Source organism: Streptococcus tangpeifui (assembly GCF_011038795.1).
In the GTDB taxonomy this organism is placed as follows: Bacteria; Bacillota; Bacilli; order Lactobacillales; family Streptococcaceae; genus Streptococcus; species Streptococcus tangpeifui.
Map to the genome: position 1 here is coordinate 81,903 of NZ_JAAKDU010000005.1, position 24,612 is coordinate 106,514.

The 24,612-nt window shown below is 41.8% G+C and carries 24 protein-coding genes and 1 pseudogene; 18 read left to right on the top strand and 7 right to left on the bottom strand.

Going from position 1 to position 24,612, the window contains the following annotated elements; all coding sequences use genetic code 11:
* Positions 1 to 357: 357 nt before the first annotated feature.
* Positions 358 to 1,554 (top strand): phosphoglycerate kinase, encoded by a 1,197-nt coding sequence (locus G7Y32_RS06005; protein WP_165211999.1) that lies wholly within the window; start codon positions 358 to 360, stop codon positions 1,552 to 1,554.
* A 784-nt stretch (positions 1,555 to 2,338) separates the two neighbouring features.
* On the opposite strand, the pseudogene G7Y32_RS10390 reads toward G7Y32_RS06005, so the two are convergent.
* Positions 2,339 to 2,470, bottom strand: a pseudogene (locus G7Y32_RS10390) (oxidoreductase); the annotation flags it as partial.
* Between the two features lie 145 nt (positions 2,471 to 2,615).
* Here G7Y32_RS10390 and G7Y32_RS06010 point away from each other — a divergent pair.
* The 4 genes from G7Y32_RS06010 to G7Y32_RS06025 all read left to right on the top strand — a co-directional run bounded on the left by G7Y32_RS06010 (position 2,616) and on the right by G7Y32_RS06025 (position 5,970).
* On the top strand, positions 2,616 to 3,089 hold the full coding sequence (locus G7Y32_RS06010; RefSeq protein ID WP_398601160.1) for an FUSC family protein: 474 nt from the start codon (positions 2,616 to 2,618) through the stop codon (positions 3,087 to 3,089).
* A 127-nt stretch (positions 3,090 to 3,216) separates the two neighbouring features.
* Complete coding sequence (locus tag G7Y32_RS06015; protein WP_165212005.1) at positions 3,217 to 3,588, top strand: MerR family transcriptional regulator; 372 nt, start codon at positions 3,217 to 3,219, stop codon at positions 3,586 to 3,588.
* A 99-nt stretch (positions 3,589 to 3,687) separates the two neighbouring features.
* On the top strand, positions 3,688 to 5,034 hold the full coding sequence (gene glnA / locus G7Y32_RS06020) for a type I glutamate--ammonia ligase (RefSeq protein ID WP_165212008.1): 1,347 nt from the start codon (positions 3,688 to 3,690) through the stop codon (positions 5,032 to 5,034).
* Between the two features lie 282 nt (positions 5,035 to 5,316).
* The gene (locus G7Y32_RS06025) at positions 5,317 to 5,970 is read left to right on the top strand and encodes a COG3942 and LysM peptidoglycan-binding domain-containing protein (protein WP_165212011.1); all 654 of its coding nucleotides are present in this window, start codon (positions 5,317 to 5,319) and stop codon (positions 5,968 to 5,970) included.
* 199 nt (positions 5,971 to 6,169) lie between these two features.
* Here G7Y32_RS06025 and rnjA read toward each other — a convergent pair whose 3' ends face one another.
* Both rnjA and G7Y32_RS06035 read right to left on the bottom strand, forming a co-directional pair.
* Complete coding sequence (rnjA, locus tag G7Y32_RS06030) at positions 6,170 to 7,861, bottom strand: ribonuclease J1 (RefSeq protein ID WP_165212014.1); 1,692 nt, start codon at positions 7,859 to 7,861, stop codon at positions 6,170 to 6,172.
* A gap of 1 nt (position 7,862) precedes the next feature.
* Entirely contained in the window at positions 7,863 to 8,093 is a 231-nt protein-coding gene (locus G7Y32_RS06035) for a DNA-dependent RNA polymerase subunit epsilon (RefSeq protein WP_165212017.1), read from the bottom strand.
* Between the two features lie 245 nt (positions 8,094 to 8,338).
* On the opposite strand from G7Y32_RS06035, the gene tsaB reads away from it, so the two are divergent.
* From tsaB to G7Y32_RS06070, 7 genes are all read left to right on the top strand, one after another.
* Positions 8,339 to 9,025 (top strand): tRNA (adenosine(37)-N6)-threonylcarbamoyltransferase complex dimerization subunit type 1 TsaB, encoded by a 687-nt coding sequence (gene tsaB / locus G7Y32_RS06040; protein ID WP_165212020.1) that lies wholly within the window; start codon positions 8,339 to 8,341, stop codon positions 9,023 to 9,025.
* Position 9,026: 1 nt separating this feature from the next.
* On the top strand, positions 9,027 to 9,443 hold the full coding sequence (gene rimI, locus G7Y32_RS06045) for a ribosomal protein S18-alanine N-acetyltransferase (RefSeq protein ID WP_004228123.1): 417 nt from the start codon (positions 9,027 to 9,029) through the stop codon (positions 9,441 to 9,443).
* Between the two features lie 42 nt (positions 9,444 to 9,485).
* Positions 9,486 to 10,505: a tRNA (adenosine(37)-N6)-threonylcarbamoyltransferase complex transferase subunit TsaD gene (tsaD, locus tag G7Y32_RS06050; protein ID WP_165212023.1), complete on the top strand. Its 1,020-nt coding sequence runs from the start codon at positions 9,486 to 9,488 to the stop codon at positions 10,503 to 10,505.
* Between the two features lie 132 nt (positions 10,506 to 10,637).
* Positions 10,638 to 11,336, top strand: a complete 699-nt coding sequence (locus G7Y32_RS06055) for an AzlC family ABC transporter permease (RefSeq protein WP_165212026.1) — start codon at positions 10,638 to 10,640, stop codon at positions 11,334 to 11,336.
* Positions 11,323 to 11,649 carry an AzlD domain-containing protein gene (locus G7Y32_RS06060; RefSeq protein ID WP_165212029.1) on the top strand — a complete coding sequence of 109 codons (327 nt, stop codon included), beginning with the start codon at positions 11,323 to 11,325 and terminating at the stop codon, positions 11,647 to 11,649. Before G7Y32_RS06055 ends, G7Y32_RS06060 begins: the two co-directional genes overlap by 14 nt.
* 45 nt (positions 11,650 to 11,694) lie before the next feature.
* Positions 11,695 to 12,324: an endonuclease III gene (gene nth / locus G7Y32_RS06065; RefSeq protein WP_165212032.1), complete on the top strand. Its 630-nt coding sequence runs from the start codon at positions 11,695 to 11,697 to the stop codon at positions 12,322 to 12,324.
* A gap of 489 nt (positions 12,325 to 12,813) precedes the next feature.
* Positions 12,814 to 13,839, top strand: coding sequence for a threonine aldolase family protein (locus G7Y32_RS06070; RefSeq protein ID WP_165212035.1), 1,026 nt, complete (start codon positions 12,814 to 12,816; stop codon positions 13,837 to 13,839).
* 229 nt (positions 13,840 to 14,068) lie between these two features.
* On the opposite strand, the gene aao is transcribed toward G7Y32_RS06070, so the two are convergent.
* On the bottom strand, positions 14,069 to 15,247 hold the full coding sequence (gene aao / locus G7Y32_RS06075) for an aminoacetone oxidase (protein ID WP_165212038.1): 1,179 nt from the start codon (positions 15,245 to 15,247) through the stop codon (positions 14,069 to 14,071).
* A 253-nt stretch (positions 15,248 to 15,500) separates the two neighbouring features.
* Between aao and G7Y32_RS06080 the strand changes: the two genes are divergently transcribed.
* The 5 genes from G7Y32_RS06080 (at position 15,501) to G7Y32_RS06100 (ending at position 19,639) form a co-directional block, all read left to right on the top strand.
* The gene (locus G7Y32_RS06080) at positions 15,501 to 16,019 is read left to right on the top strand and encodes a DUF536 domain-containing protein (protein ID WP_165212121.1); all 519 of its coding nucleotides are present in this window, start codon (positions 15,501 to 15,503) and stop codon (positions 16,017 to 16,019) included.
* A gap of 458 nt (positions 16,020 to 16,477) precedes the next feature.
* Positions 16,478 to 17,065, top strand: coding sequence for a 3'-5' exonuclease (locus G7Y32_RS06085; RefSeq protein WP_004226538.1), 588 nt, complete (start codon positions 16,478 to 16,480; stop codon positions 17,063 to 17,065).
* A 120-nt stretch (positions 17,066 to 17,185) separates the two neighbouring features.
* Positions 17,186 to 17,911 carry a MerR family transcriptional regulator gene (locus G7Y32_RS06090; protein WP_165212041.1) on the top strand — a complete coding sequence of 242 codons (726 nt, stop codon included), beginning with the start codon at positions 17,186 to 17,188 and terminating at the stop codon, positions 17,909 to 17,911.
* Positions 17,911 to 18,840, top strand: a complete 930-nt coding sequence (locus tag G7Y32_RS06095) for an ABC transporter ATP-binding protein (protein WP_165212044.1) — start codon at positions 17,911 to 17,913, stop codon at positions 18,838 to 18,840. The genes G7Y32_RS06090 and G7Y32_RS06095 overlap by 1 nt, the downstream gene beginning before the upstream one ends.
* Complete coding sequence (locus G7Y32_RS06100) at positions 18,833 to 19,639, top strand: ABC transporter permease subunit (RefSeq protein WP_165212047.1); 807 nt, start codon at positions 18,833 to 18,835, stop codon at positions 19,637 to 19,639. The genes G7Y32_RS06095 and G7Y32_RS06100 overlap by 8 nt, the downstream gene beginning before the upstream one ends.
* Positions 19,640 to 19,775: 136 nt before the next feature.
* Here the strand turns inward: G7Y32_RS06100 and G7Y32_RS06105 are convergent, their stop codons facing one another.
* Positions 19,776 to 20,075: a YbaB/EbfC family nucleoid-associated protein gene (locus G7Y32_RS06105; RefSeq protein ID WP_165212049.1), complete on the bottom strand. Its 300-nt coding sequence runs from the start codon at positions 20,073 to 20,075 to the stop codon at positions 19,776 to 19,778.
* Between the two features lie 205 nt (positions 20,076 to 20,280).
* Between G7Y32_RS06105 and pepC the strand changes: the two genes are divergently transcribed.
* Complete coding sequence (pepC, locus tag G7Y32_RS06110; RefSeq protein WP_165212052.1) at positions 20,281 to 21,618, top strand: aminopeptidase C; 1,338 nt, start codon at positions 20,281 to 20,283, stop codon at positions 21,616 to 21,618.
* Positions 21,619 to 21,720: 102 nt separating this feature from the next.
* Here the strand turns inward: pepC and pbp1a are convergent, their stop codons facing one another.
* Together pbp1a and recU are read right to left on the bottom strand one after the other, a co-directional pair.
* The gene (gene pbp1a / locus G7Y32_RS06115) at positions 21,721 to 23,976 is read right to left on the bottom strand and encodes a penicillin-binding protein PBP1A (RefSeq protein ID WP_165212055.1); all 2,256 of its coding nucleotides are present in this window, start codon (positions 23,974 to 23,976) and stop codon (positions 21,721 to 21,723) included.
* The gene (gene recU / locus G7Y32_RS06120) at positions 23,973 to 24,578 is read right to left on the bottom strand and encodes a Holliday junction resolvase RecU (protein WP_004225326.1); all 606 of its coding nucleotides are present in this window, start codon (positions 24,576 to 24,578) and stop codon (positions 23,973 to 23,975) included. The genes pbp1a and recU overlap by 4 nt, the downstream gene beginning before the upstream one ends.
* Positions 24,579 to 24,612: the final 34 nt, after the last annotated feature.

Sequence of the window (24,612 nt, forward strand, 5' to 3'; positions counted from 1 at the left end):
TTATGATTTAGTGATCGTAGAGGCTAGTTTAGGCTAGCCTTTTTTGGTACTTTTTTTATGACTTATAATATCTGTGGTAGATAACTCCGCTTTGATAATGAGGAGCTTTTTAATGTGCTTTATATTTTATACTCAAAGAAAATCAAAATAGCAGGATGACGTGTAGATGACTTGAGCATAGCAAGCTGAAGTTAACAATGTATCGTTTTGATTTTCAAAGAGTATTAATTACTAAGAGTTGGCAGAGAAGCCTTCTTAATTAGTGAAAGCTATCACTTTTTGTGGAAGAATTTAGATATAGCTTTGAAATTATGTTATAATGATGGGGTAAAAAATAAATTTTAAGGAGTCCTATCCATGGCTAAATTGACTGTAAAAGACGTTGATTTGAAAGGGAAAAAAGTCCTCGTTCGTGTTGACTTTAATGTACCTGTAAAAGATGGCGTTATCACAAATGACAACCGTATTTCTGCGGCTCTTCCAACTATTAAATACATCATCGAACAAGGTGGTCGTGCCGTCCTCTTTTCTCATCTTGGACGGGTTAAAGAAGAAGCTGACAAAGAAGGTAAATCTCTCGAACCAGTTGCTAAAGATTTGGCAGCTAAGTTAGGTCAAGATGTCGTTTTCCCAGGTGTAACACGTGGTCCAAAATTGGAAGAAGCCATTAATGCTTTGCAAGATGGACAGGTTCTCTTGGTTGAAAACACTCGCTTTGAAGATGTTGACGGTAAAAAAGAATCTAAAAACGATCCAGAACTTGGTAAATACTGGGCTAGCCTTGGTGATGGTATCTTTGTAAATGATGCCTTCGGTACAGCTCACCGTGCACATGCTTCAAACGTCGGTATCTCTGCAAACGTTGAAAAGGCAGTGGCTGGTTTCCTTCTTGAAAACGAAATTGCTTATATCCAAGAAGCTGTTGAAACACCAGAACGTCCATTCGTAGCTATTCTTGGTGGATCAAAAGTTTCAGATAAGATTGGTGTTATCGAAAACTTGCTGAAAAAAGCTGATAAGGTTCTTATTGGTGGTGGGATGACTTATACATTCTACAAAGCGCAAGGTATCGAAATTGGTGATTCTCTAGTCGAAGAAGATAAGCTTGATGTAGCTAAATCGCTTCTTGAAAAAGCAGACGGTAAATTGGTCTTGCCAGTTGACTCTAAAGAAGCTAATGCTTTTGCTGACTACACTGAAGTTAAAGATACTGAAGGTGAAGCAGTAGACGCCGGTTTCCTTGGCCTTGATATCGGTCCGAAATCTATCGCTAAATTTGACGAAGAATTAACTGGTGCAAAAACAGTTGTCTGGAATGGTCCTATGGGTGTCTTTGAAAATCCTGACTTCCAAGCTGGTACTATCGGTGTGATGGATGCTATCGTTAAACAACCAGGTGTTAAATCAATCATCGGTGGTGGTGACTCAGCAGCAGCAGCTATCAACCTTGGCCGTGCAGATAAATTCTCATGGATTAGTACGGGCGGAGGCGCAAGCATGGAGCTGTTAGAAGGTAAAGTGTTACCAGGTTTGGCTGCGTTGACAGAAAAATAAGATTGAGCCCGTCAGTCTCTGCAAAATCGTAATGATAATAAAAGGGTGACTTGTTCACCCTTTTGTGATAATGGAGATATTTGTGATGCAGTGGCGGTGCATCAATGGAATTACTAGAAGGAAAAGTTCTTCATGGACTCGCATCGCTTAGAAATAGGCGGTAAGTCAGAAATCTTTGATTTCCTTGACGCACCCCCGCAAGGCTGATTAGGTCGGTTGCGAGTTTAACGAAGCAAACTACCAATCAGCTACTGCGCAGTAAAAAGGTTAGAAAAAGAGACGGATGTCTCTTTTTTCTGTACATCGCGTAGAGTTTCTACGAATGGTGCGAGTTAGAAAATCTAGCAAGGTATAGAGTTCTTCCTAGACTCGCAGCATTGATAAAAAATAAGGTTGAGCTTGTTAGTCTCTATAAAATTCTGATTTTGTAGAAGAAAAGCAGAGTCGATATAAAAAATGAGGTTGGGAAAAAGTATTCCAGCCTTCTAATTTTGCAGTAATAACAGTTTGACGCAGTGGTTGGGAGTAAGACTTGTTGGCTATGCCAAGAAGTCTTACCCCTGCACAGTTCATTAGGTGCTTTAGCACCTAATGAACCACTGCTGATTGGAGGTCCTTATCTTGGGGTGCAGTCCCATTTTCAGGCATCCCCTTAAACAGTCCGCTGGGCTGTTTAACTACTCCGCAATTGTTAGCGGCCACCACCCTAATCAACTGTGCGGAGGTAGGACGACGAAGTCAATTTTTTATATAAATTGACTTCTGTCCCACTCTCATTTTTGTGCTAATCCAAATAGTCATGATTACGGTACCATTTGATGGTAGCTAACATTGTCTCTTCAATTGGGCGAAAATATCCTCCCAATTCTTTTTTTGTTTTAGTATGATCAAAGTGAGTGCGCTGGTATTCCTCTACAGCAGAGGCGATTTTATCCTTCGAAATTGTCAGAAAATTTTGTTACTCATCTAAATCTATGGTAGAATAGGGAAGTGAATTTTTGGAAGGCGGGTTTTCAATTGTGGGACGATTTCGTTTTAATCCTCAAGAATTTAAGTTAGGCATGCGGACTTTTAAAACTGGCCTAGCTGTTTTCTTAGTCTTAGCTCTTTTTGCTCTTTTGGGGTTTAAGGGTTTGCAGATTGGCAGTTTAACGGCTGTTTTTAGTCTCAGGGAAAATTTCGATAAGAGTATTCACTTCGGAACCTCCCGAATTGTTGGCAATACCATTGGTGGTGTCTATTCTTTGCTCTTTTTCGGTATTAGTGAACTTTTTCATCGTCCTTTGTGGGTGATGTTAGTCTTTGTTCCTATTTTTACCATGCTGACCATTATGACTAATGTGGCTATGAATAATAAAACTGGGATTATTGGGGCTGTAGCGGCTTTCTTAATTATTACTCTGTCTATTCCAGAAGGAGATACCTTTACCTACACAATTGCTCGGATTTTTGAAACTTTTGTAGGTGTATTTATCGCAACTTTAGTCAATGCGGATATTGACCGAGTTCGTGAAAAATTTTTTAACAAGTCTTAAATTTAGGTCTTATAAATCATTGATTTATGAGGCTTTTTATTCACTCTAATTTCAATGTCAGAAAATATAACATTTGACTTGACAGAGGCTCTTTTTCAGCCTATAATGGTTCGTGAAAGGAGTTTTTATGCGAGAAAAAGAGTTCAGACGTTCTCTAGCCGTCTTTCCAATTGGTTCAGTTATGAAGCTGACCGATTTAACAGCCAGACAGATTCGCTATTATGAAGATCAAGGTCTTTTAACTCCCGATCGCAGTTCTAGTAACCGCCGTCTCTATTCCTTGAATGATATGGATGTTTTACTAGAAATTAAAGATTTTCTGGATGAAGGTTTGAATATTGCCGCTATTAAAAAAGAATACGCTAAACGTCAAGAGTCTGCTAATAGTAAACAAAAGCCATTAACAGATGCTGATGTTCGGCGGATTTTGCAGGATGAGTTGCGCAATCAAGCGAGATTTACCTCACCTAAGTCCAATTTTGGTGGTTTCCGGATGTAGTTTCTGGTGATCCCACTCACTATTCTCACTCATAAAACATGGGCAGGTTGGAAATTGAGTTACTTTTTTGCCCCTTACAACTTAGAAGAGGAGGCCGTTATGGCAATCACAGTAGACGATATTCGTCGCGAAGTCAAAGAGAAAAATGTTACCTTTTTACGTTTAATGTTTTCGGATATAGCAGGAACTATGAAGAATGTTGAAATTCCTGCTACTGAGGAACAGCTTGATAAGGTTTTATCAAACAAGGCTATGTTTGACGGATCGTCTATTGAGGGATTTGTACGGATTAATGAGTCTGATATGTATCTCTACCCAGATCTTGACACTTGGACTGTTTTCCCTTGGGGAGGAGAAAATGGTGCTGTTGCTGGATTAATTTGTGATATTTATACGGCTCAAGGTGAGCCTTTTGCAGGGGATCCGCGTGGCAATTTGAAGCGTGCCCTACGTCACATGGAAGAAATGGGATTTAAATCATTTAATCTAGGTCCAGAACCAGAGTTCTTCCTCTTTAAAATGGACGAACTTGGTAATCCAACACTAGAAGTGAACGACAAGGGTGGTTATTTTGACCTTGCGCCAACCGATTTAGCTGACAATACCCGTCGGGAAATTGTCAATGTTTTAACTAAGATGGGATTTGAAGTTGAAGCTAGTCACCATGAAGTAGCTGTTGGTCAGCATGAGATTGACTTCAAGTATAGCGATGTTCTTAAGGCTTGTGACCATATTCAAATCTTTAAATTGGTTGTTAAAACGATTGCTCGTAAGCATGGTCTCTATGCGACTTTTATGGCCAAACCTAAATTCGGCATTAATGGTTCAGGGATGCACTGTAATATGTCCCTCTTTGATGCCGAAGGTAATAATGCTTTCTTTGATCCTGACGATCCCCGTGGTATGCAGCTGTCGCAAAATGCTTACTATTTTTTGGGTGGTTTGATGGAGCATGCCTATAACTATACAGCTATTGTCAACCCAACCGTTAACTCTTATAAGCGTTTGGTACCTGGTTATGAAGCACCTGTATATATTGCTTGGGCTGGTCAAAACCGTTCTCCATTGATCCGTGTACCTGCCTCTCGTGGTAAGGGAACGCGTTTGGAACTACGTTCAGTTGACCCTACGGCCAATCCTTACCTAGCTTTGGCGGTGCTGCTAGAAGCTGGTCTTGATGGTATTGAAAACAAGATTGAAGCTCCAGCCCCTGTTGAATCCAATATCTATGTCATGACAGCAGACGAACGTAAGGCTGCTGGTATTCGTGATTTACCTTCAACTCTCCATAATGCAGTCAAGGCTCTACAGGAGGATGAAGTGGTTAAAGCAGCTCTTGGTAATCATATCTATCCTAATTTTGTTGAAGCAAAACGAATGGAATGGGCTAGCTATGCAGCTTTTGTTTCTCAATGGGAAGTTGATAACTACTTAGATTTATATTAAGTTTTGCCTGACGCTAAGGCTATTAGATAAAAATAAAGTAAGGAACTTGATGGCTTGTCAGGTTTCTTTTATTTGGCGAATGATAAGCTTAAAATTTTCTTTTTGTGTCAATCTGGTTAAAAAATTAACAATTTAAGTAGAATTTGTCACCAGAATAATCAAGGATTTTAATTTTGAATTAATGGACTTGTTATTTTTTCTTGTTAAACTGGAAACACAGTAAAAGAATCCTAAGTAAATTTATTGATTAGGATTTTTATTATGAACATAAGGGGAAATAAGATGAATAAAAAATTATCAACTGCAAGTTTATTTGTTGCTGCAACAGTTTTAGTGGGTTTGGCAGGTCAAGTCGCTCAAGCCGAAACCTACACCGTTCAAAATGGTGATAGCTTCTTTTCTATCGCCAGCAATCAAGGGATGGATCCTTATCAATTGGCAGCCAATAATGGAATGACCATTTCAAGCACAATTTTGCCTGGTCAAACTATTGAAGTTGATGGTTCTACTCAGGCAGCTGCACCAGCTCAAGAAGCTGTACCAGTTGCTGAAGCACCTGTCGATCAGGGGCAGGCTGCGGCTCCAGCCTTGGATACGGCAGTAAATACTTATCCTACAGGTCAATGTACTTGGGGAGTAAAACAGGTAACTGGTTGGGCCGGTGACTGGTGGGGTAATGGTGGCGATTGGGCTGCCAGCGCAGCTAGTGATGGTTACACAGTCGGTTCTACTCCGCAGGTTGGTTCTATTATTTGTTGGTCTGATGGCGGCTACGGTCATGTTGCCTATGTTACAGATGTCAACGACCAAGGTCAAATCCAAGTTTTGGAATCCAACTATAAGGATAACCTAGAAATTAATAACTATCGTGGTTGGTTCGATCCTAATAATAGCGTAACTCCAGGTCAAGTTAGCTATATCTACCCTAACTCATAATCATAATAGGCAAAGAATAAACGAAGCCTAAGCCTTCTCATTTTGGGAGGCTTTTTCTTTAGGCCATTTAATTCTGTCTCCGTCTGACCCCGCTAGGTACGAGACAATAATTTACCACTGGTGAGAGTCATGATTACAATGGTTAGATTTATACTTGGAACGGAGAAAAACTCGCTTGGAACTTACAAGCGAGTTTTTTCTATTTATCGTTATTTTTGTCTGGTGTTAGAATCATTGGAATAATGATAGGTTCACGTTCTGTTTGCTCGTAGAGGAAGGGCCTCAGGGCATTGACGATAGCTCCATTAACGCTTTGGATACTGGCCTCTTTATTCTTAAGGGCGATCCGAATAGCATTGAAGAGGATACGTTGGCCTTGACGAATCAAATCCCCTGATTCTCGCATATAGACGAAACCTCGGCTAAGAATATCCGGTCCTGCCAAAATCATCTTGGTCTTAAAATCAACGGTAGCGACTGCTAAAACGACCCCATCTTCTGAGAGATCCCGTCGATCCCGAAGAACTGCAGTACCAATATCACCGATACCATTACCATCAACATAGATGTCTTGAGCATTGAAATGTCCGGCACGACGAGCAGAATCTTTAGTCAGGGCAAGGACATCCCCATTTTCCATGATAAAAATATTCTCTCTTGAGATACCCGTATCTTCGGCTAATCCAGCATGGACCTTTTGCATCCGATACTCGCCATGGACGGGCATAAAGAATTTTGGTTTAATCAGACGGAGCATGAGTTTTTGCTCTTGTTGGCCGCCGTGTCCAGAAGTGTGAATATTATTAATCTTACCATGGATAACATCCACACCAGCTTCCTGAATAGTGTTAATCAGCTTGTTGACGCTGGTTGTATTGCCTGGAATTGGGCTAGACGAGAAAATGACCGTGTCCCCAGGTTGTAAAGTGACTTGCCGATGGGTACCATTGGCAATCCGAGCTAAGGCAGCCATAGATTCCCCTTGACTGCCGGTACACATAATCATAATTTCGCTGGCATGGTAATCTTTGAGTTCATTTGGTTCAATGAAGGTTCCATCAGGCACTTTGATATAGCCCAGTTCAATCCCATTGACGATAGCCTTCTCCATAGAGCGACCAAAAACAACAATCTTACGGCCGTTCTTAACGGCGGCTTCTGCAGCCTGCTGCAGACGGAAAATATTGGAAGCGAAGGAAGCAAAGATAATTCGACCGTGGATATCCCCAATAATTTTCATAATGGATTGACCGACAACTTTTTCCGAATTAGTAAAAGTTGGAATCTCCGCATTGGTAGAGTCTGATAGAAGGCAGAGAACGCCATCGTCACCGATGGCAGCCATACGGTGAAGGTCAGCTGGTTGACCAACAGGCGTAAAATCAAACTTAAAGTCACCGGTACAGACAATTTTGCCTTGGGGCGTGTGGATGACAATTCCTAGAGGTTCTGGAATTGAGTGAGTTGTTCGGAAGAAGGTGACACTGAGATTTTTAAAAGTTAATTTAGTGTTATCATTGATTTCATACAGTTTAGCATCGCGCAGGAGACCATGTTCCTCTAACTTTCCGCGAATGAGGGCTAAAGCCAAAGGGCCAGCATAGATAGGAATATTGGCCTGCTTGAGCAGGAAAGGGATTCCTCCAATGTGATCCTCATGTCCATGGGTTATGACCAAGGCTTTAATCCGATCAACATTTTCAACGATATAAGAATAGTCGGGAATAACATAGTCGATACCAAGAAGGTCATCTTCTGGGAACTTGATACCGGCATCGACGATGATAATTTCATCTTGGTATTCGATACCATAGGTATTTTTACCAATTTCCCCCAGTCCGCCTATAGCATAAACTCCGACTTCTTCGGGTTTTAAATTGATAGTTGACATATTAGAACTCCGTTAGACTAAAGGTACCTGATTCTTTTTCATAGTCTAGGTGTTTATCAGATAATAATTCAATAAATTCAATATTGTAGTTTGTTTTTTCTTCAATTACTTTTCGAGCCTTGATTCGACCTTCAAGTTCATCTTTGGCGTTAATATCCAGATAAAGGGCTTGAGTGGTTTCGCGTCTTGGGCTACGGTCCTTAGTTTCTTGATAAAAAACTTTATAAATCATGGTTTTCCTTTCTGAGTTGTCAGGTATTTCTAAAAGATTCAAATCAAAAAAAGCCTTGTCGTGCCAGTTTGATTATTTTCTATTAAATTATACTGAGTAGTAGTTTGACCTGAACATTTATAGCTATCGAAATTATATCATAAAAAAGGGGATTAGTAAAAAGGAATCAATCTTGTCGGGGAGACTGAGGTGTCAAGGACTATATTTTATGATAAAATAAGAAGGAATTTGACGAGAGGGAAATCATGAAATTATTAGCTTTTGACACATCCAATCAGCCCTTGTCAGTGGCGCTTTTGGAAGATGATAAAATCGTGGCGGACTTGACCTTGACGGTTAAAAAGAACCACAGTATCAGCTTGATGCCGACTATTGATTTTTTGGTAGCTCAAGTAGGCTGGCAACCCAGTGATTTGGAGCGGATTGTCGTGGCTCAAGGGCCTGGATCCTATACTGGGCTAAGAGTAGCGGTAGCGACTGCTAAAACCTTGGCCTATAGCTTAGGGATTGATTTGGTTGGAATGTCTAGTTTACAGGCTTTATGTGATCTGGAAGTGGACGGTCTAGTTATCCCTTTAATTGATGCTAGACGACAGAATGTCTACGTCGGTTTTTATGAGGCCGGACAAATCGTCTCCCCAGAGCGGCATGCTAGTTTGGCAGACGTCTTGGACTTTGCCCAGTCTTATCCTCAAGTAACCTTTGTTGGTGAAGCAGAGAAGTTTCGGCCAGAAATTGAAGAAGTTCTGCCTCAAGCCCAGATTGTTGAAACCTTGCCATCGGCTAGCTTGCTAGGGCATTTGGGTCGAAGTCAGTCAGCGGTAGATGTCCATGCCTTTGTACCAAATTATCTCAAACGAGTTGAGGCGGAAGAAAATTGGCTTAAAACCCATCAAGAAAATAATTCTGATAATTATATCAAGCGCGTCTAAAATGAAAGAGAAAGAATTAGCTCAGTCTATTTATGATATTCTAGCGGATGTCTATGGCCAGTCCCCTTGGACCTTGGCTCAGGTACAAGCGGATTTAGCTCAGGACAATACCGATTATTTTTATGCTTATGAAGGGCATGAAATTGTTGGTTTTTTATCCATTCAGAATCTGGTTGGTCAATTAGAAATTACTAATCTGGCTGTTAAGAAAGCCTACCAAGGTCAAGGATTGGCCAGTCGGTTATTGCAGAAGTTAGAAGGCCGATCAGAAGACATCTTTTTGGAAGTTAGGGCCTCAAATCAGTCCGCCAAAAGGCTCTATGAAAAGTTTAACTTTAGCTGCTTGGCTAAGCGCAAGGCCTATTATCATAATCCAATCGAAGATGCTCTGATCATGCAACGGGCTGCTAAGAAATAAGGAAGATTGAGTCTGGCAAATTGGCTATTATGAGGTTGAATAATGACGAAAGATAGATATATATTGGCGATTGAGTCTTCTTGTGATGAGACTAGTGTCGCTGTTTTAAAAAACAATTCGGAACTTTTGAGCAATATTATTGCCAGTCAGGTTGAGAGCCATAAACGCTTCGGTGGTGTGGTGCCAGAAGTGGCCAGTCGTCATCATGTTGAGGTGGTGACACTCTGTATTCAGGATGCTCTGAATGAGTCTGGGATTGGGGTTCAGCAACTGGATGCTGTGGCTGTGACCTATGGTCCTGGACTAGTTGGGGCTCTTTTGGTTGGGATGGCTGCAGCCAAGGCCTTTGCCTGGGCCAATGGTCTCCCGCTTATTCCTATTAACCACATGGCAGGTCACCTGATGGCAGCTAGGGAAGCGGGTGCCTTGACCTATCCGCTCTTGGCGCTCTTGGTCTCAGGCGGCCATACTGAGTTAGTCTATGTCAAAGAACCAGGTGATTACAAAATTGTTGGGGAAACCAGAGATGATGCGGTTGGCGAGGCCTATGATAAGGTCGGTCGGGTCATGGGGCTGACCTATCCTGCGGGTAAGGAAATTGATAATTTAGCTCACAAAGGACAGGATATCTACGATTTCCCTAGGGCTATGATCAAGGAAGATAACCTAGATTTTTCTTTTTCGGGTCTCAAATCAGCCTTTATTAACCTGTATCACAATGCTCAACAAAAAGGTCAAGCCTTAAAAATCACTGACTTGTCTGCTTCCTTTCAAGCAGCGGTTTTGGATATTTTGCTGGCTAAGACTAAGAGGGCCCTCGAGCTTTATCCAGTCAAGACCTTGGTCGTAGCTGGCGGTGTAGCGGCCAATCATGGTCTCAGGGAGCGCTTGGCTGAGGAAGTAGCTGATCAAGTTGAGGTACGAATTCCGCCGCTCCGCCTCTGTGGTGACAATGCTGGGATGGTTGCTTTGGCAGCAGCCATTGAGTTTAAGAAGGGACATTTTGCCAATCTGGATCTCAATGCCAAGCCGAGTTTGGCTTTTGAAAGCCTAGCTGACTAGCTTTCTATCCCAAGTTATCTTTACTGTAAGCCGGAGATTTAATTGAGAATTCAGATTTCCCAGACTTCTTGTCTTGGGCTTTTTTCTCTGCTATAATGATAGAATATTCTAAAAATTGAAAGAAGTCTTGATATGCAAGAAAAGGGATTTAAAGCTGGGGCTAAAGATGCTCTGCCGACAGCTTTAGGTTATATATCGATAGGGATTGCTTTTGGGGTAGTGGCAGCTTCGGCAGGTCTGTCAACCTTAGAAGTCGGTTTGATGAGCCTTCTCATTTATGGAGGTTCAGCTCAGTTTGCTATGGTAGCCATGATTGTTTCAGGAGCCGATTTGTTGACGATTACCCTGACTGTCTTTCTGGTCAATCTGCGAAATATGCTGATGAGCCTGCATGCTACAACTATCTTTACCAAGACTCCCTTCTTTCAGAATATTCTCATGGCTACTCTAATTACCGATGAAAGCTATGGCGTTCTCTTGGGAGAACAGGTTCACAATAAAGCTATTACAGCGGCCTGGATGCATGGTAATAATGTAGTTGGCTACCTAGTCTGGTTTTCGGCGACAGTTATTGGAACTCTAGTGGGCAATCTTATACCTAGTCCGCAAGCCATGGGGCTGGATTTTGCCTTGATTGCAATGTTTCTGGGACTCTTGGTCTTCCAGCTGGAGTCCATGATTTCGCAAGGAGCCAAAAAGCTCTGCTTGATTTTATTAGCTGTGGCGGCTAGTTACCTGCTCTTGGCGACCGTCTTGACTTCGTCTTTGGTAGTTTTGCTGGCAACCTTCATCGGCTGTAGCCTGGGGGTGATTTTAGATGGCAAATACTAGTTTTATTTTACTGGCTATCGTTCTGGGTTTTGTTGTGACTTGGATTCCTCGAGTGCTTCCATTTGTTTTAGTCAAATATCGGGGGTTACCTGATGTGGTCGTTCATTTTTTGAAATACCTACCGGTGACCATTCTCTTTGCTTTGACCTTGTCCAGCCTTTTTACCAGTAAGGTGGGAGATCTACCTAGGATCAATGGTTTGGAAGTACTAGCCAGTTTCCCTACTTTACTAGTCGCCATTCGGACAAAAAATCTTCTCTATACTGTTTTAACAGGTATTGTCAGTCTGGCTTTCTTGCGTTTGGTTTTTTAGAAGTCTCAAGCTGTGGTAAAATAGGGACAAGAAAGTGAGGCTCTTATGGTTTTATCAAATAAACGTGCCAGAAAGGTAATTGAGGCGATTATTGCTCTTTACCCTGATGCCAAACCCAGTTTAAATTTTGCCAATCATTTTGAATTGTTAGTAGCAGTCATGCTGTCCGCCCAAACAACGGATGCTGCAGTTAACACGGTGACACCGGCCCTCTTTGAGGCTTATCCAACTCCTGAGACTATGGCAGAAGCCAGCGAAGCTGATTTAGCCCAATGTATTTCTCGCTTAGGACTCTATCGTAACAAAGCCAAGTATTTGAAAAAATGTGCCCAGCAATTAGTCGAAGACTTCGCTGGTCAGGTTCCGCAAACGAGAAAAGAGTTGGAGAGCTTGGCAGGTGTCGGTCGTAAGACGGCTAATGTGGTTATGAGCGTTGGTTTTGGTATTCCAGCTTTTGCAGTTGATACTCATGTGGAGCGGATTTGTAAACACCATGATATTGTGAAAAAGTCTGCCAGTCCTCTGGAAGTAGAAAAACGGGTGATGGAAGTTCTTCCGAGAGAGGAGTGGCTGCCAGCTCATCAGGCCATGATTCTTTTTGGACGTGAAATCTGCCATCCTAAGAATCCAGAATGTCATAACTACCCACAACTCTACGATTTTTCTGATAGTTAAGCTCTTAAATGAGTCTGGGAAAAAGTCCAGATTCGTTAGCCTTGTTCTAGATTGACACAGTAGTTGGGAGTAAGACTATTGGTTAGACCAAGAAGTCTTAACCCTGCACAGTTCATGAGATACTTTAGTACCAATGAACCACTGCTGATTGGATTTTTCTGTAACTGGAGCTTCTTAGTTTTTAAGCGCCCCCTTAAACAGTCTGGGAGGCTGTTTGAGAAACCAATATCCAACTGTGCGGAGGTGGGTTAAAAAGCTCTGGCAGAGCTTTTTAATCGGGAAATAAAGCTTGCAAAGCAAGTGTCAAAATGCTCCAGTGGACTTTGGCAGTCTGAAGCCTGCCACTTAAAAACAAGAAAGTGGCAGAGGCCTGAGCCTTAAAATGGAGAGCGAGGAAAATCAAAGTCGTGATTTTATCACGATTTACTGATTGAGTCCCACTCTCAGTTGATTCTTAGTGTCGAGCTGTATGGTATGGAAAGGAAATTTATGTTACATTTTGAAAACGACTATAATGAAGGAGTCCATCCCAAGCTTTTGGAGGCCTTGACCAAGACCAATACTGAAAATCTAGCAGGATACGGCCTTGATTCCTATACTGAGGGGGCAAGTCAGAAAATCAAAGAGGCCTGTCAGGCTCCCAACGCCCAGGTTTTCTTTTTGACAGGCGGAACTCAGACCAATCAGGTGGTCATTGATACCATGCTGGCGTCTTATGAAGGTGTCTTAGCAGCAGAAACAGGGCACATTGCTGCTCATGAAGCTGGGGCGATTGAATATACCGGTCACAAGGTATCAACCTTGCCGCACGAAAATGGAAAGCTAACTGCTGGGGATGTTAAAGCATGTCTGGAGGATTTTTATGCTGATGATAATCATGAACATATGGTTTATCCTGGCATGGTCTATATTTCTCATCCGACCGAATACGGTGCCCTCTATAGCAAGACAGAGTTGGCGGAGCTTGCTCAAGTCTGCCGTTCTTATGCCATTCCTTTATTTTTAGATGGGGCTAGACTGGGGTATGGTTTAGCAGCGAAGGAGACAGATCTTGATTTGCCGACGATTGCTGAGTTGACAGATGTCTTCTATATCGGTGGAACCAAGATGGGGGCTCTAATAGGTGAGGCAGTCGTCTTTACACATGGGAATATGCCCAAGCGCTTTAATACCATGGTCAAACAACACGGTGCTCTCTTGGCTAAGGGGCGGATCTTGGGGATCCAGTTTGATCAATTCTTTACGGATAATCTCTATGAAGAAATTGGTAAAGGAGCTCTTCGTTTGGCTGAACAGCTCAAGGGAATTTTAAAAGATAAGGGCTATTCTTTCTTTTATGAATCGCCGACTAATCAACAATTTGTTATTGTTGAAAATGGTCAGCTAGAAGCATTAGGGGAAAAGTTGGCCTACAGTTCTTGGGAGAAATATGATGATAATCATACCGTGATTCGTCTAGCAACAAGCTGGTCCACGACTCAGGAAGATATCGATCAATTAAAAGAAATTTTATAGAAAAAGAGTGGCTGGTTGAGTCACTCTTTTTAAATCTTAAATAAGCAGAATGCTTGAGATAAGGCTTGTACCAAAAATAGATAAGAAAAAAGCAGCCGCTAGGGCTGCAAAGGGTTTGAATAAGAAGAATTGTGAGATAATTATAACCAAAGTCACTAAAAACATACTTAAGAAAAACTATTAGAAAACTTAACTTTATATTGGCTTGGGAGGACGGTATTATTGTCCTCTAATAGTGAGGGCTACCAGCTACCCAGCCGGTGCAAAGGGCAGCAGTGATATTAAAGCCACCGGTATGGGCATTGATATCCAAGACTTCACCAGCAAAGTGCAAGCCCAAAACTGTTTTGCTTTCAAGAGTTTTGGGGTTGATTTCCTTGAGGTCGACTCCACCTTTAGTCACAAAGGATTTAGCTAGAGACATCTTACCAGTAATTTTAATAGGCAGAGACTTGACTTTTCTGATAAGCTCAGTTTTTTCTTGAGGGGTCAGCTGTTTGACTCTTTCAGGGAAATGTTGGGTGAGAAAGTCAGCCAAACGTTCTGGCAGTAAGGTCTTTAAGGCATTTCTAATGGTTTTTTCTCGCTCTTGTTCGAGAAAGGCTGCCAGGTCATCAGCTGTTAGCTTGGGCAAGAGGTCAAGATAAGTAACTTCGCCACCTGAAACGAAGCTGGACAGTCTTTGAGCGGCAGGCCCAGATAGGCCAAAATGGGTAAAGAGCAGGTCATGGGTGATTTTATGCTTGCCGTAAGTTAAAGTCACATCATCCAGAGAAATGCCTTGCAGGGCTTTATGAGGAAAGTCGGTTAGCAGAGGACTCTCCGCAGCTTCTAAAGGAGTGACTGTTATCTTGAAGTGACGGGCAATGTCATAACCAAACCCAGTTGAACCAGTTGAGGGATAAGACTTGCCTCCTGTTGTGACAATCAACTTTTGGCAAGTAAAGGTCCGTTCAGCAGATTTTAGGACAAAAATCCTACCTTGTTTTTTAACTGACACCACTTCTGTTTGGGTTAAAATCTGACCGCTCAGTTCCCTAATTTTATTTTCTAAGGCTTGGATGATGGTACGGGATTTATCAGTTGTTGGAAACATGCGGCCATGATCTTCTTCCTTTAGAGGAACCCCATTATCTTCGAAAAAATTGATGATATCATGGTTATCAAACTGGGATAGGACACTATAGAGAAAACGGCCATTGCCGGGGATGCCAGCCATGAGATCATCCAGGCTGCCGCTGTTGGTGACATTGCAACGACCGCCGCCAGTCCCCGCTAATTTTTTTCCTAAGCGTTTATTTTTTTCAATGAGGAGAGTAGAGAATCCGTAAGAGCAAGAAGCAATAGCCGCCATCATGCCTGCAGGACCACCACCGATGATGATAGTATCAAATTCAGCTTTTGTCATGACTTTATTATAGCATAAGGGTAGGAGAGGTAGGCTAGGAATCAATGTAAAAATTGACTCAGATTTGACTAGGCTTTCTTTAACCGGATTATCTAGGGCTATTAATGGATAAGTTGGTTGGATTTACGGATGCCTAGCTTCGTTAATGACAACCTTAGGGCAGAGACGTTCTTTTGAATCTTTGTTGAAATTGACAGTCAAAGCCTATTATGATACTATTTTAGAAGAAATTTCGGATAAAAAAGAGGACTTTATGGCTATTGAAAAAACAGTCAGTGAATTAGCTGAAATTCTTGGTGTCAGTCGCCAAGCGGTCAATAATCGAGTAAAATCATTACCAGAAGAATTTGTTGGAAAAAATGAAAAGGGTGTGACGGTTGTCAATCGTGATGGCCTTATAAAGCTGGAAGAAATTTATAAGAAAACGATTTTTGAGGACGAGCCGGTCAGTGAGGAAACTAAGCAGCGGGAACTGATGGAAATTCTGGTGGATGAGAAGAATGCGGAGATTGAGCGTCTCTATAACCAACTTAAGGCTAAAGATGTTCAGCTTTCTTCCATGAATGAGCAGCTCAATATCAAGGATGTGCAGATTGCAGAAAAAGATAAACAGTTGGATCAGCAGCAACAGCTGACTTTGACGGCTATGCAGGACAGTGAAAATCTTAAATTAGAATTAGATGAAGCTCGTACTCAGGTTGAAGAGATTCAAATTCAGCAGGCTCGTGCACAGAAGAAAGGCTTTTTTGCACGGATGTTCGGCGGTAAGTAATTGAAAATACAGAGGAGGCTGGGTAAGAACTCGTCCAGTCTCCCTGTTTTGGAATAAACTCTTAGCGCATTGGCTGGGAGCAAGACTTGTTGACTATGCCAAGCAGTCTTACCCTGCACAGTTGATTAGGCTGGCTGCTCTCACTTGCGTGATAGTTAAACAGTCCAGTGGACTGTTTAGGGGGTTGCCTGACAATGGGACTGAGGACTGCCAATTAACCACTGCGTCAATCTGGTCAATCTAGAACAATGTTAACAAGTCTAGACTTTTGTCCCAGACTCCATTGCTGGCCAAGGCCAAAGCGGAAAACCTAAACGAACGTGATGAACCTTCTTAATTTTATTTCCGACCTCAAAAGATCTCCCGGACCTTTTGAGGTGTGCGGGGGTGGGAATGCAGCCCAAAATTTTCAATTTTTGGGTTGCTCCCACTCCCTTTTTGATTGGAAAGGATATACCATGGAAAAATTAGATACTTATATTGCTTTTGATCTAGAATTTAATACAGTTGAGGGAGTCAGTCATATTATCCAAATTTCAGCTGTTAAGTTTGACAAGCATGAAGAAGCGGCACAGTTCGATAGCTATGTCTATTCGTCTGTCCCCTTGCAGAGTTTTATTAATGGCTTGACAGGAATTACAGCGGATAAAATTTCACAAGCCCCAAAGATTGATCAGGTACTGGATGCTTTCAAGTCCTTTATTGGGGACACACCACTTATTGGCTACAATGCTCACAAGTCTGATCTCCCGATTTTAGCTGAAAATGGTCTTGGTTTAGCTACACAATATAAGCTAGACATCTTTGATGAAGCTTATGAGCGCCGTTCGACTGATTTAAACGGTATCGTCAACCTTAAATTAACAAGTGTAGCTGACTTTTTAGGAATCAAGGGGCGTGGGCATGATAGCTTAGAGGATGCTCGAATGACGGCGCGTGTTTACGAAGCCTTTTTAGAACTGGACAGTAACAAAGATTACCTTAATCAGCAGGAAGAAGCGCATGGTGACAATCCGTTTGCAGCTTTGGGGGATTTATTTGATTAATAGCAAAAATTGTCAAAAAAGTGATGTTTTGGCTTGCATGTAACGCAGCGTCATTTGCTAGGATATAGGAGAACAGGGGGTGAACAATGGTTTTCCTTGTTCTTGGTAGGGAGGTAATAAGTGACTAAGACGTATTCAACTGGTGAGCTAGCCAAGCTCGTTGGTGTGTCAGTACGAACGGTGCAATACTACGACCAGAGGGAGATTTTAACCCCGTCGCAGTTGACTGAGGGTGGCCGACGAATCTATACAGCATCTGATGCTGAGCAGCTTAAACTCATTTGTTTTCTGCGTGATATGGATTTTTCGATTGAAGACATCAAGACGGTTTTATCAGAAGACAGAGAAATGTCGGTTTTGCAACTCCTGCTAAAAGAGCGGATTGCAGACCTAAAAACTGAAATTGCTGATAAGCAGGGCAAACTTGACACTGCTGTCAACCTGCTTGACAGACTTAAAAAACAAAATCACCAGTCAATTAAAGCTCTCTCAGGCATTTCGCTAACCATGAAAAATCAAAAACTGTGGCGTCAATTGCAATGGCAATTATGGGGCAGTCTGGTGCTGGTGATAGTAATTGTCTTTATCTATGCGAGTTTCATTGATGCTACCGATTATGAATGGACTATTTTACTTGCTTTACCGGTCATTTTTCTTGTTGTAATAAGGATGATGTACCAGTATCATCGACGTGTTGTTTATTTATGTCCTAATTGCCATCAGATCTTTAATGTTTCTCTAAAGGCTTTTATCCTAGCATCCCATACACCTAGAACCCGAAAATTCACTTGCCCTCATTGCCAGCAAAAATCATTTTGCTTAGAATTGGCTAAGGAGGTAGACTAATGGTAGAACCTATTTTAAGCTGTCAACAAGTAACCAAAAATTTCAAGCATAAGTCGGTACTCAAGGGTGTTGACCTGAAAATAGAGGCTGGTCGCATTCTTGCCCTCTTAGGTCCTAATGGGACGGGTAAGACAACCTTGATACGGACAATCTTAGGGTTGCTAAAAGCAGATAGTGGAACGGTTGAACTGTTTGGCGAAACGCTGACAACAAGGAATCGTGCTGATTTATTAAAGCAAATTGGGGTTCAAAATGATGGCAACCTCTACGAGCAGCTATCTGTCAAAGAAAACCTAGGAATCTGGGGTCAGCTTTATGGCCTTGATGCTTCTGATATAGAACAAGCGATCAGTGAAGTGGTGGAACGTTTAGATTTAGTAGCTTATCTCAATGAAGCAGTTGGTAAACTCAGTAAAGGAAATCGTCAAAAGGCGGCCCTAGCTAGAGCAATTTTACATCAACCAAAGCTCTTGATTTTAGATGAGCCAACTACAGGCTTAGACCCACAGATGGTTGAGAGTTTCCTCAGCTATTTAAAGGAACTCGTTGCCAGTCGTGGAACGACGGTACTGATGTGTACGCATCAACTACACGGTTTAGAACTAATTGTGGACGATGTGGCTATTATGTCAGAAGGAAAGATTTTATTAGCTGGTGATTTGGAGAGGTTGCTAAGCAGTCGTTATGATGCTCAGCCCCTATGTTTGGAAGTAGCTCCCTTAACATTAGCTGTAAAGACTGCTCAAAATTATGGAAGGATTGATCTGGGAGATACTAGCTTAAGGATAACTGGTATCCAGCGTCAAACCATTCCTCAGTTAGTGGCGAATTTAGTGGCTCTGGACTGTGATATCTACCATATAGAGCGTGAGGCTCTTAGCTTAACCAGTCTTTACTTAGAAGTAATAGGAGACTCAAAAGATGAATAAGAAGCAGATTGCAGTGATTATCCGCAAGGATTTGCAGGATTTTTTCTCAGACAAGAGTATTCTAGGGCTTTTCATTTTTATTCCCTTGCTCTTTAGTCTAATTTTACCAGTTTTACTCATAAAGCTCGGTAACAATGAGTTGCTGTTTGATTCTATCAATGGGATGGATAGCTTTGTGGATAACCTGCCAGCTACAATCCTTCCTAAGGGTATTGACAATGACTTAGCTCCGCTTTATGCTCTTTTGATATTTTTTATGCTTCCCCTCTTTATGATGTTACCAATTATTTTCTCAAATTTAATAGCTAGTTTTAGCTTTATCGGAGAAAAGGAGCATAAGACCTTAGAAGGTTTGCTTAGTACACCGATTAGTCCTCAAAGTTTACTGGTTGGGAAAATGTTAGCCTCTATGATTCCAGCTGTTTTGGTCACTTGGCTGGCTATGGTAGTTTATGGTGTCATCGTAGATGTCATGGGCTATTCCCTATTTCACCACTTGCTCTTTCCCAATATAACTTGGTTGATCAGTGGATTGTTAGTTTCTCCATTACTTGTTATGCTGTCGAGCTTCTTGGTCTTAGGGGCATCTCAATATCTCAAAACGAGTAAATCGGCCCAGTCTGTTTCCATGTTATTGATACTTCCCTTGGTGACTCTAATGATTTCACAAAGTACAGGTGTGATGCTAATTGGCCTTGAACTAATGTTGATAATTGTAGGAATTTTAGCCTTATTCAATGGGCTTGCTTTTTATATCCTCACTAAGATTTTTAATATGGAGGCCTATATTACTCAATAAAATCGTATATAGTAAAAAAATCGCTTGGAAACTCCAAACGATTTTTTATTATGGCTCCAGCCAGTTTTTCTCAGAGAGAAAAACAAGAAAACCACCAGCTAGGCTGGTGGCAGATAAGGCTACTAGCCTCCATTTATTAAAACGGCAATTTACCGGCAAAAGCTCCCATCGATTTTTTAGTTGCTTCATCAATTTGAGCAAGGGCATCATTAACAGCTTGAGCAGTCATGTCAGATAAGGTTTCAAGATCCTCCGGATCAACGACAGCTTCCTGAAAGTCAATAGAGACTAATTTTTTATCGCCTGTAAAAGTTGCAACAACTAAATCCTGAGCGGACTTGCCGATAAATTCTTGAGCAGCCAACTCGCCTTGTTTTTGTTCCATCTGCTTTTGTAGTTTCTGCGCTTGCTTCATCATATTTTGCATATTCATCATTGTTCTAAATTCTCCTTAAAATTTTTACTTTGCCATTATATCATGTTTAAGCTTAATTTTGAAATAACCTGAGCTAGCAGAAAAGACTGGGATGATATTGATGGTTAATGAGACTTTTTGCCTTTGATTCTTTGCAAGAGTTTGCATATTCTTTGGCATGTATTATAATAGATGGGAAATGAAAAAAATTAGAAGGAAGTGCACTATGTCGAAAATTGAAACACGTTTTACTGACAAACTATATGCAGACTACCAGGCCAACCCTAAGCTGAGAGCTGTTGAAAATGCTGTGACTCATGCTGGACTGCTTAAGTCTTTAGAAAATCGCAAGGCTAGTCAAAATAATGATTTTGCCTACTCCATTGATTTAACCAAGGATGAGGTTGCCAATCAAAAACAATCCGGTCGTTGCTGGATGTTTGCGGCTCTCAATACCTTCCGTCATAAATTAATTGCAGACTTTAAGTTGGAGAATTTTGAGCTCTCTCAAGCTCATACCTTCTTCTGGGATAAGTATGAAAAATCTAACTGGTTCTTAGAGCAAATTATTGCGACAGCTGACCAAGAGTTAGGTAGCCGCAAGGTTAAATTCTTGCTTGATGTTCCACAACAAGATGGGGGGCAATGGGACATGGTCGTGGCTCTCTTTGAAAAGTACGGAATTGTACCCAAATCAGTTTATCCAGAATCTATTTCATCTAGCAATAGTCGGGAACTTAATCAATATCTTAATAAGTTGCTCCGTCAAGATGCTCAAATCTTGCGGGAATTAATTGCTGCTGGTGCTGATGACAGCTCTGTCCAAGCTAAGAAGGAGGAGCTCTTGCAAGAAATCTTTAATTTCTTAGCTGTTAATCTTGGTCTGCCACCGCGTCGGTTTGATTTTGCCTATCGCGATAAGGATGACAATTACCATAAGGATAGTGATATCACACCGCAGGAATTTTACCAAAAGTATGTAGGTCTCAAGCTGGATGATTATGTATCTATCATCAATGCTCCGACAGCGGATAAGCCCTATGGTAAGTCTTATACAGTTGAGCTTTTAGGAAATGTAGTCGGCAGTCGCCAAGTTCGCTACCTCAATCTAGATATGAAACGTTTTAAGGAACTGGCTATTGCTCAAATGAAGGCTGGTGAAACGGTTTGGTTTGGTTCAGATGTGGGTCAATCCAGCAACCGTCAATCTGGCGTTATGGCCACTAATCTGTATGATTTTGCGACAGCCCTTGATATTGACTTTAAGCAAGATAAAGCTGGCCGTTTGGATTACAGCGAAAGCCTGATGACTCACGCCATGGTTCTAACTGGTGTTGATTTGGATACCGAGGGTCGTCCCCTTAAATGGAAGGTCGAAAATTCTTGGGGAGAAAAGGTCGGTAAGGATGGTTATTTCGTTGCAACTGATAGCTGGATGGACGAATATACTTACCAAATTGTTGTCCGTAAAGAGTTTCTAACTCAAGAAGAACTGGCAGCCTATCAAGCAGAACCAACAGTTTTGGCACCTTGGGATCCAATGGGAGCTTTGGCTAGCAGATAAATTTTAGCTTTTTAGAAATATACATAAATCCTAGAAGAAAATGCTTCTAGGATTTTTCAGATGTTTAAAAGAGCCTTGAGCGTAAACTCAAGACCCTTTTAGCTATTCACTATCGTTATCTTCGCTGTCGTCATTATTTTGATTGGTTTGACTGCTTGATGAGCTACTATTATCATCAGAACTGCTGCTGGAACTTTGCGTCTGAGTATCAGAACTGCTGCTGTAGCTATAGGATGATGATGACGTGCTGTAACTATAGTTATTACTGTAACCACTCTTGGCAACATAACCACCGCTACGATAGACCCCATCAGGCATCGTCCAATCTGTAGAACCACTGCCATAAGTTTGGAAGAGGAAGGAACTCATAGCTTGATAAACTTCTGCTGCGACATCAAGACCTGTACCATAGACAGGCGTGAAGCGACTCTTATAACCAGTCCAAACAGCCATGGAGTACATTGGGGTGATCCCAACGAAGGATTCGTCAGGAGCCATGGTTCCCACAGAAGCATTGTAGAGGCCGGTATTAGCTTCGACTTGTGCCAACTCATCATCGGAGTAGTTGGAAGTACCGGTTTTACCGGCATTAATAGCACCAGGCACAGCAGCTTTGGTACCTGTACCAGCTTGTAGAACAGTCTTCATCATATCGACCATCATGTAGGCTGTTTCAGGTGACATAGCCTGTGATCCGTTCGATGAGAAGGTTTGGTCCTTACCATTACTAAACTCAATTTTATTGATATAGAGAGGTTCATAGTAAGTACCACCGTTGGCAAAAGCAGCATAAGCAGCAGCCATTTTTTCAGAGCTGGCTCCATATTTTTGGTCAGCGCTGCTAGTATTACTTGAGATAGCATTGGAGTATTGCAATTCAGGATAATTAATCCCCAATCCGCTCAAGAAGGCTTGGGCTTTATCTAGACCGACTGAATAGAGAGACTTAACTGCCGGAATATTACGAGATTGCTGGATAGCGGTTTGGATAGACATGGTTCCCATATATTTTCTATCCCAGTCGTAAACTGGTGTCGATGTTCCAGGGAAATTGTAAGGACTATCGGAAACACTTGCACCAGTTGAGTTGTACACACCATTTTCGATGGCTGGCGCATAATCCGTGATTGGTTTCATGGTTGAACCCCAGTCACGGTCGGTTAGGACAGCTTGGTTAGACCCCATCGAAACAGCTGCATCTTGGTGCCGAGCACCGATTTGAGCCACAACATTACCATTAGTCACATCAATGACGGTTGTCGCTATCTGCATTTGGTCATCAGGGTAAGCCACATAATCATCGGAGTTGACAATATCGTAAAGACGTTGTTGAGCAGTCGGGTCAACATTCGTATAAACTTTAAGTCCTGCGCTGTAGACATCTGCATGGGTCTTGGCCGAAACTTGATTGACAACTTCCTTGATATAATTATCGAGGTAGGCATCATAGCTTGATTTTTCGGTCTGTGGAATCAACCCATCTCCAACATCAGTGGCGATAGCAGAATCGTAAGTCTTCTTATCGATGCTGCCCACCTTATACATTTCAGAAAGGACAGTATCCCGCCGTTTCTTGGACTGTTCAGGATTGGTGTAAGGGTCATAGAGAGTTGGAGCATTTGGCAGCCCTGCAAGGAGAGCCAGCTGAGGAATGGATAAGTCAGTGAGACTCTTGCCATAGTAGCCTTTGGCTGCGGTTTGCATTCCGTAATAACCATTCCCCATATAAACTTTATTGACGTAGAAGGTCATGATTTCTTCTTTGCTGTACTTCTTTTCCATCTGGATTGACAGCCAGGCCTCTTGAGCCTTCCGTTTAAGAGTCTTATCGGAATTATTAGTGGAGAAGTAGGCCAGTTTGATTAATTGCTGGTCAAGCGTAGATCCCCCTTGGGTGCTGGTACGGGTCATATTGTGCCAGGCCGCACCGATAATCCGATAGATATCAATCCCACGGTGTTTATAGAAGCGATGGTCCTCAATAGCTGTAATAGCATTAACCAGATTAACAGGAATTGAATCGGTTTTAGCACTGATCCGCTTTTCTGCTCCTAAGTCAGCGATTTCACTGCCATTTTTGTCGTAGAGAATACTTGAGTTAGTAGCAACCAGCTGTCTTTCGGACAGACTAGGCGCACTGCTGGCATAATAAGCGAAAAGCAAGCCGCCTGCAATGATCCCAACGATTGCTAGGGAGGCGATAATGCCTAGAAAGTACTTAAAGAATTTCCAAGACTTCTGCTTAGGTGTTAATTTGCGTCCATGTTCGCCTTCACTTTTTCCAATTGATTTGATTCGGTCGGATAAATTATTCCCAATGCCCTTCAAATCTGGAAATTTAAAATTAAAATTTTTCATAAGTCTTTACTTCCGTTCAAAAAATGGTAGTCGATAATGTCTAAATAAGGTACCTGAGGAAAGGCACTTTCCTTGATTATGATACCCTTTTTTCTGATATAATGAAGGGGCATGGACTTGCTGCCATTGTCAATCTGATAAAAATCTATCAGAGCCCTCGCTGGTAGGAGATAAGTTTCTTTCAAGCTAGAAAAATGCAGTAGGACAAAGCAAATGCCATCCTGCTTGAGCACCTGTTCCATGTGTTCAACCTGATGGGCATGAAAATTTTTCATGGGCATGGCTGTTTTTTGGCGGGTCTCCTTAGCCTCAAAGTCAATATAATGCCCCTTATAAACACCAGAATAATCTGTTGTGGAGGCTTGACGAAAGTAGGCTTCTACTATTTTTGCCCGACTCCGTCTGGGATAATCAACCTTGACAATCTGAACAGGGGTCGGTTTCTTGTGAATGACAGCCATCTGATGGGCCAAATAGTATTCATTGGTCTGGTTGATAGCTGCTTCGAAAGACATTCCCCGATTGGCAAAATCAGTTTTTTTCTTTTGCTGCCTTACTTTTGGAAATGGCTTACGAACAAGGTTATGTGGATAGTTAACCATAATTCTCCTAACTGAAACAGACTTATTTCCATAA

Coding starts and splice junctions, on each gene's coding strand:
- aao (WP_165212038.1), bottom strand. CDS start 15,247: ATGACAAAAGCTGAATTTGATACTATCATCATCGGTGGTGGTCCTGCA.
- G7Y32_RS06105 (WP_165212049.1), bottom strand. CDS start 20,075: ATGATGAATATGCAAAATATGATGAAGCAAGCGCAGAAACTACAAAAG.
- rimI (WP_004228123.1), top strand. CDS start 9,027: ATGAAAGAGAAAGAATTAGCTCAGTCTATTTATGATATTCTAGCGGAT.
- tsaB (WP_165212020.1), top strand. CDS start 8,339: ATGAAATTATTAGCTTTTGACACATCCAATCAGCCCTTGTCAGTGGCG.
- G7Y32_RS06015 (WP_165212005.1), top strand. CDS start 3,217: ATGCGAGAAAAAGAGTTCAGACGTTCTCTAGCCGTCTTTCCAATTGGT.
- G7Y32_RS06035 (WP_165212017.1), bottom strand. CDS start 8,093: ATGATTTATAAAGTTTTTTATCAAGAAACTAAGGACCGTAGCCCAAGA.
- G7Y32_RS06055 (WP_165212026.1), top strand. CDS start 10,638: ATGCAAGAAAAGGGATTTAAAGCTGGGGCTAAAGATGCTCTGCCGACA.
- rnjA (WP_165212014.1), bottom strand. CDS start 7,861: ATGTCAACTATCAATTTAAAACCCGAAGAAGTCGGAGTTTATGCTATA.
- G7Y32_RS06095 (WP_165212044.1), top strand. CDS start 17,911: ATGGTAGAACCTATTTTAAGCTGTCAACAAGTAACCAAAAATTTCAAG.
- G7Y32_RS06100 (WP_165212047.1), top strand. CDS start 18,833: ATGAATAAGAAGCAGATTGCAGTGATTATCCGCAAGGATTTGCAGGAT.
- pepC (WP_165212052.1), top strand. CDS start 20,281: ATGTCGAAAATTGAAACACGTTTTACTGACAAACTATATGCAGACTAC.
- nth (WP_165212032.1), top strand. CDS start 11,695: ATGGTTTTATCAAATAAACGTGCCAGAAAGGTAATTGAGGCGATTATT.
- G7Y32_RS06025 (WP_165212011.1), top strand. CDS start 5,317: ATGAATAAAAAATTATCAACTGCAAGTTTATTTGTTGCTGCAACAGTT.
- G7Y32_RS06085 (WP_004226538.1), top strand. CDS start 16,478: ATGGAAAAATTAGATACTTATATTGCTTTTGATCTAGAATTTAATACA.
- recU (WP_004225326.1), bottom strand. CDS start 24,578: ATGGTTAACTATCCACATAACCTTGTTCGTAAGCCATTTCCAAAAGTA.
- glnA (WP_165212008.1), top strand. CDS start 3,688: ATGGCAATCACAGTAGACGATATTCGTCGCGAAGTCAAAGAGAAAAAT.
- pbp1a (WP_165212055.1), bottom strand. CDS start 23,976: ATGAAAAATTTTAATTTTAAATTTCCAGATTTGAAGGGCATTGGGAAT.
- G7Y32_RS06070 (WP_165212035.1), top strand. CDS start 12,814: ATGTTACATTTTGAAAACGACTATAATGAAGGAGTCCATCCCAAGCTT.
- G7Y32_RS06010 (WP_398601160.1), top strand. CDS start 2,616: ATGCGGACTTTTAAAACTGGCCTAGCTGTTTTCTTAGTCTTAGCTCTT.
- G7Y32_RS06060 (WP_165212029.1), top strand. CDS start 11,323: ATGGCAAATACTAGTTTTATTTTACTGGCTATCGTTCTGGGTTTTGTT.
- tsaD (WP_165212023.1), top strand. CDS start 9,486: ATGACGAAAGATAGATATATATTGGCGATTGAGTCTTCTTGTGATGAG.
- G7Y32_RS06005 (WP_165211999.1), top strand. CDS start 358: ATGGCTAAATTGACTGTAAAAGACGTTGATTTGAAAGGGAAAAAAGTC.
- G7Y32_RS06080 (WP_165212121.1), top strand. CDS start 15,501: ATGGCTATTGAAAAAACAGTCAGTGAATTAGCTGAAATTCTTGGTGTC.